Annotated in this window: 7 protein-coding genes; all 7 read left to right on the forward strand. The window is 41.6% G+C overall.

Annotation, left to right across the window (positions count from 1 at the left end; genetic code table 11):
• The first annotated feature begins 348 nt into the window (after positions 1-348).
• Positions 349-1656 (forward strand): GntP family permease, encoded by a 1308-nt coding sequence (locus ACFPOH_RS11510; RefSeq protein WP_340714485.1) that lies wholly within the window; start codon positions 349-351, stop codon positions 1654-1656.
• Between the two features lie 18 nt (positions 1657-1674).
• Positions 1675-2604 (forward strand): 3-hydroxyacyl-CoA dehydrogenase family protein, encoded by a 930-nt coding sequence (locus ACFPOH_RS11515; RefSeq protein ID WP_390309758.1) that lies wholly within the window; start codon positions 1675-1677, stop codon positions 2602-2604.
• A 10-nt stretch (positions 2605-2614) separates the two neighbouring features.
• Positions 2615-3373: a 3-hydroxybutyrate dehydrogenase gene (locus ACFPOH_RS11520; protein ID WP_340714487.1), complete on the forward strand. Its 759-nt coding sequence runs from the start codon at positions 2615-2617 to the stop codon at positions 3371-3373.
• Between the two features lie 39 nt (positions 3374-3412).
• The gene (locus ACFPOH_RS11525; protein WP_340714488.1) at positions 3413-4102 is read left to right on the forward strand and encodes a CoA transferase subunit A; all 690 of its coding nucleotides are present in this window, start codon (positions 3413-3415) and stop codon (positions 4100-4102) included.
• The gene (locus ACFPOH_RS11530) at positions 4089-4736 is read left to right on the forward strand and encodes a 3-oxoacid CoA-transferase subunit B (protein ID WP_390309761.1); all 648 of its coding nucleotides are present in this window, start codon (positions 4089-4091) and stop codon (positions 4734-4736) included. The genes ACFPOH_RS11525 and ACFPOH_RS11530 overlap by 14 nt, the downstream gene beginning before the upstream one ends.
• The gene (locus tag ACFPOH_RS11535; protein WP_390309763.1) at positions 4729-6009 is read left to right on the forward strand and encodes an MFS transporter; all 1281 of its coding nucleotides are present in this window, start codon (positions 4729-4731) and stop codon (positions 6007-6009) included. Before ACFPOH_RS11530 ends, ACFPOH_RS11535 begins: the two co-directional genes overlap by 8 nt.
• Positions 6006-6189 (forward strand): hypothetical protein (locus ACFPOH_RS11540; RefSeq protein ID WP_390309765.1); only part of this gene is annotated, 184 nt, incomplete at its 3' end. The genes ACFPOH_RS11535 and ACFPOH_RS11540, both read left to right, overlap by 4 nt.

Raw genomic sequence — 6189 nt, forward strand, 5'->3', positions numbered from 1 at the left:
AAAGAGAACAGCTATTCACGGAAGTTATGAAAACTTGCGTCAATTATCTTAATTGAACCGCCGTATACGGAACCGTACGTACGGTGGTGTGAGAGGACGGGAGTTAATCGCTCCCTCCTACTCGATTATTATTGATCCGATCATTGGAAAACGATATGATACTGTTTCTTAAAATTTCGAATAAGTTTCACAAATTGTTAATAAGATGTTATACACATACCTATCAGGGCAAAACCAACTATCAATAAAAAATCCCATTTAATGTAAATTAAAATGAGAAGCAAGGAGGCGGAATGTTAGAAAAATGTAATCGGACTATAAATTCCTAAAAAGGAGAGAGAAGTTTCGATGTGGAGTTTGATCACCATCATTCTATCTTTAATTTTACTCATGATTTTGGCAATGCGAGGGTTCACCATCATCATCATAGCTCCGGTCGTCAGCTTATTTGTCATGATATTGAACAATATGCCGATCATCGATACCTTCCAAAATGACTATATGAACGGATTTACAAATTATGTGAAGAATTATTTCTTAATTTTCCTATTTGCAGCGATGTTTGGCAAATTTATGGAAGAATCCGGAGCTGCCCGAACGATAGCTCAATATCTGTTGAAAATATCGGGTAAAAAGAGCAAATTAAGAGTTTTGGTCACAATCATGTTTGTTTGTGCACTGTTGACATATGGCGGCGTAAGTTTATTTGTTGTGATTTTTGCCATTCTGCCAATCGCCAAACCGATTTTCAAAGAAATGAATATCCCATGGCACTTATTTATTGCGGCGTTTATGCCGGGGATGGCGACTTTTACAATGACGATGCTTCCGGGAACTCCCGCCATTCAAAATATCATCCCGACCGCCTATTTGGGGACAACCGTTACTGCAGGTGCCTGGATCGGAATTGTAAGCGCTATCTTTGTTATCATCATCAATATTTGGTATATCCATTTCGCGTTGAAACGTTCTGAAAAACGGGGCGAAACATACTTTAATATGAAAAATTTAGAAAGCAAGGAAGACGAAGTTGAGGATAAATATGCCCATAAAAAACTCCCGAATATTATCCTTAGTCTGATTCCTCCCGTTCTATTGCTGGTTTTATTAAACCTCGTAAAATTAGAAATTATATATACCTTAATGATTACAGTGATTGTTAGTGCGGTCCTTTTCCATAAATATATATCCCTGAAAAAAGAAACAATCAATATTGGTGCGACAAATGCTGTTTTGCCGATCATCAATACTTCTGCAGATGTCGGATACGGTTCAGTCATTGCGGCCACTTCCGGATTTGCAGTCTTTCAGGATATCGTCACGAATATTCCTGGCAACCCTTTGATTTCACTCTTTGTCGCAACCAACTTGTTGGCAGGTATTACAGGATCCAGTTCGGGTGGACTGGCTATTGCGATGGAAACGCTGACAGATCTCTATTTAAGCCTTGGTGTCAGCCCTGAGGCATTCCACCGCATCGCAGCCATTGCATCCGGCGGTTTGGATGCTCTTCCTCATAATGGTGCAGTCATTACCACGTTGGTCGTTGCAGGATTGACACATAAGGATGCTTACAAACATATTTTTGCAACTTCAGTCATAGCACCATTGGTTGCCGCGGTACCTGGATTAATTGTTGCAATTTTGTTCTATTAATCTAAAAGGAGGTTTACGATGAAAAAGATTGGAGTAATCGGCGCTGGAACAATGGGGTTTGGTATTTCCTTTTACTTTGCCATCAAAGGGATCCAAACTCATGTTGTCGATGTATCCGAAGAGGCAATTGCGACAGCCAAGGATAAATTCAATACTTATTTTCAACTTTTTAAGGAAAGCGGATATCCTTTGAAATTTTCTGAAAAGGAATCAAAGGCATTTATCAACTATTCAACAAGCCTTGAAGACTTAAAGGATGCGGATTTAATCATAGAAAGTGCTACAGAGAACCTTGAAATAAAACAGGAAATTTTTAAAACATTGGACGAAATTGCAAAACCGGATGCCATATTAACTTCAAACACTTCCAGTTTAAAACTCTCAGATATTGCCCTCCATGTAACAAAACATCGAAAACAACTGCTGCTGACCCATTTCTTTAATCCCGCGCAAATCATTCCACTGGTTGAATTGCTTGCTTTAGAAGAAACTTCCCCTGAAGTATTGGAAAAAGTGAAAGCATTTTTTGAATCCATTGATAAATCCCCGATCATCGTTCACAAAGAAATTCCCGGGCTGGTCGCCAATAGAATTCAAGTGGCATTGGCGAGAGAAGCATTAGCGCTATTGGAAAATGGTATCGTTTCAAAAGAAGATCTCGAAAAAACTTTATATGATGGTCCCGGTTTCCGCTTTTCAGCAAGCGGTTTGCTGAAAATCATCGACTTTGGCGGATTGGATGTCTGGTTGATTGTGCTGAAAAATCTTCAGAAAGAAATCGAGTCAAGTGAAAGGGAATATTCATCCATAAGTACTTTGGTTGAGAAAAATCATTTAGGTGTAAAAAACGGGAAAGGTTTCTTTGAATATCCTGGAAAGGGATTTGATGAATACGTATTGCAAAGGGATTCCGAACTTTTAAAACATTTAATCCATACACGTTACTGAGGTGATGTCAATGTCCAGTAAAAGAGTAGTTTTAGTCACTGGAGCAATCGGTGGAATCGGCACGGCGATTACGAAAAAGTTTATTGAAAACGGCGATATTGTTTACTTATTGGATTTGGATCAAGAAAAGGTGGATCAGGCCGTTCAACAATTGGGGGAAAACGCTTATGGCCACCGTTTGGATGTGAGTAATGAAAAAGAAGTGCATGCGGTGATTTCAAAAATTATCAGGGAACATGACAGAATCGATGTGCTGGTGAACAATGCGGGTCTGCAATATCGGGCGAAAATTGAAGAGTTCCCACTGGAAAAATGGCAGCAGTTGATTGATGTCATGTTGACCGGCGTTTTCTTGATGACAAAACATGTTTTTCCTCAAATGAAGAAACAAAGATATGGCCGAATCATCAATATTTCTTCCGTTCATGGAAAAATGGCTACTCCGGAAAAAGTGGCCTATGTAGCCGCAAAACATGGTGTAATAGGGATCACCAGTGTAGCAGCGTTGGAAGGCGCCCCTTATGGGATTACCGTGAACTCGGTTTTGCCTGGGCCAGTAAAAACGCCGTTGTTGGAAAAACAATTGAAAGATTTATATGAAAGCGAAGGGTTGACAGAACAGGAAGCGCTCGTCCGAATTATGTATCCGCGCCAGGCGATGAACCGGTTCATTGAAGCTACGGAGATTGCCAATACCGTATTCTTTTTGGCCTCTGATGAAGCATCAGCCATCACAATGGAGCATGTCAAAGTTGCAGGGGGAATGTAAATCACTCATTATATTCCACTTAAAAGAAAGGGGAATCCGATGAAACAAAAAGTCGTTGATCATCCTTCCGAACTTTCTTCGATTTTCAAAGACGGTCAGACCATTTTGGTAGGCGGATTTGGAATCGTAGGGTCGCCGTTGACAATCATTGACGTCATATGCGAAACGGATGTGAAACATTTGCATGTGGTCAGCAACAATCTAGGAGATTATGGAATGGGATTGCATCAGCTTTTTATCCGGGGAAAGATTGATAAAGCGACCGGATCTTTCTTTACCATCAACAAAGAAGCGGTGATTGCCTGGTCAAAAGGCGAACTGGAGATTGATTTGCTGCCGCAGGGGACTCTGGCAGAAGCCATTCGGTGCGGCGGGGCAGGAATTGGCGGATTTTATACAAAAACGGCTGTTGGAACGGAACTGGCAAAAGGGAAAGAAGAACGGATCATTGATGGAGAACGGTATATATTTGAGAAGGCGATCAAAGGGGATGTGGCAATCATTCGTGCGAAAACGGCGGATCGGTTGGGGAATTTGACCTATCATGCCACGGCAAGAAATTTTAATCCGATAATGGCGACAGCTGCGGATATCGTGATTGCGGAAGTCGATGAAATCGTCGAAGTGGGCGAAATTGATCCGGAACATGTCATCACCCCGCATGTTTACGTGGATTACATTATCCGAACGGAATATAAAAAAGTAGGTGATCGATTTGTCCGAAGCTGATGTACGTTTGAAAATCGCCAAAAGGATCGCCGAGGAACTGGAAGATGGCCAAGTAATCAATTTGGGCATCGGCATTCCCACATTGGTGGTTTCATTTGCGGAAGGGAAAGATTTATATTTTCAATCGGAAAACGGATTGCTGGGAATCGGTCCGCCGCCGACAGAAGAAGAACTGGATGCGGAATTGATCAATGCCGGAAAAGAACCGGTGACGATTACAAAAGGCGCCTCCTTCTTTAACAGTGCAGACTCCTTTGCTATGATCCGAGGCGGCCACATTGATGTGGCGGTTTTGGGGATTTTGCAAGTGAATACATTGGGACAAGTGGCGAATTGGGCAGTTCCAAACAAACCGATTCTAGGTGTTGGCGGAGCCATGGATTTGGTGACGGGTGCGAAAAAAGTGATTGGTGCGGCAACATTATTCACTAAAGACGGCTCGACAAAAATCGTGAAAGAACTGACTTATCCCATCAGCGGAATCCGAACAATTGATATGCTCGTAACCGATTATGCGATTTTTACATTTGAAGATGGAGAAGTGGGTGTCACAGAGCTGATGGGAGATTTATCCCTGGAAGAGTTGAGCGAGCGCATCGGCATCACATTAAAATGGAGGGGAAAAAATGACTGATCCTGCTGTGATACAATCTGCAACACGAAAAAGGATGGTTCGCATTTTGCCGTTTGTCCTGCTTTTATATATTGTCGCTTATCTTGATCGGGTGAATATGGGATATGCCGCCCTTCAAATGAATGCAGACTTGGCTTTGACCGCTGAAGTATTTGGTTTATTATCCGGCATTTTCTTTATCGGATACTTCTTCTTTGAAATCCCGAGCAATATGATTTTGCACAAAGTCGGGGCAAGAATTTGGATTGCCCGCATTATGATCACTTGGGGAATTGTTGTGGTTTTGACAGGATTTGCACAAAGTGCCGCACATTTATATATCCTTCGATTTTTATTGGGTGTTGCAGAAGCAGGATTTTTTCCAGGGATTATTCTCTATTTGACCTATTGGTTCAAAGAAAATGAACGTTCCATTGCAACAGCAGTCTTAATTATGGCTTTGCCGATCGGAGGTTTAATAGGGGCACCAATTTCCACTTGGATAATGGATAACATTGCATGGGCAGGGCTTGCCGGATGGCGCTGGATGTTTATTTTGGAAGGCATTCCTGCAGTTATACTTGGGGTTGTGGTACTGTTTTATTTAATTAATCGTCCCCGTGATGCAAATTGGCTTACAGAAGAAGAGAAAAACTGGATTGAAGGTGAATTGGAAAAGGAACGGATCGCCAGCAGCAAAGTGAATAAAGTTTCGAAAAAAGAGATGTTAAAAGATGCAACGGTATGGAAATTATCGGCTTTCTATTTTGTGGCTTATACCGGTGTCTATGGACTATCCTTTTGGATACCGAGCATCATCAAATCATTGTCCGAAGCTACGACAAATTTGGAGATTGGTTGGCTTGCCATGCTGCCTTATGTGGTGGCCATTCCTTCCATGCTTTTTGTAGGCTGGAGCGCAGATCGTATTGGCAAACATAAGGAGCACCTGTTCATTTCGTTGATTGTTGCAATGATCGGTTTCATCGGTTGTGCCGTTGCCGATTCATTGACGGCAATGGTATTGATGTTGATGCTGACTTCAATCGGATTATATGGATTTACCGGATGTTTTTTTGCATATATGACTTTCTTCTTTACCGAATCAACGGCGCCGGTCGGTATTGCATTGGTCAATTCCTTTGCAGCATTGGGTGGCTTTGTCGGGCCAACGATTTTAGGAATGTTTACATTATCTTCCGGCATGTTTTTCTTGGCGATCCTTATTGCCGTCGGAATGGTTATTTTGCTTACAACGAAACGTAGAGTGGTATCCGGTGAAGGAAGTTCATGAGTTTAATGGGTATGAATTTTTCTGAAAATTATAAAAAGAGGCTGGGACAAAAGATAAAAAAGGGCTTGTCTAAAAAGTCCATAAAAACAGAGCGAATGGAGAAAACAATGAGTTTTTCCATTCGCTCTGTTTCCTTATTTTTGAAATTGGTTTGGGAATTTGCGGCCCTTTTCAGTATGT

The organism is Ureibacillus suwonensis, assembly GCF_042655065.1.
GTDB lineage: Bacteria > Bacillota > Bacilli > Bacillales_A > Planococcaceae > Ureibacillus > Ureibacillus suwonensis.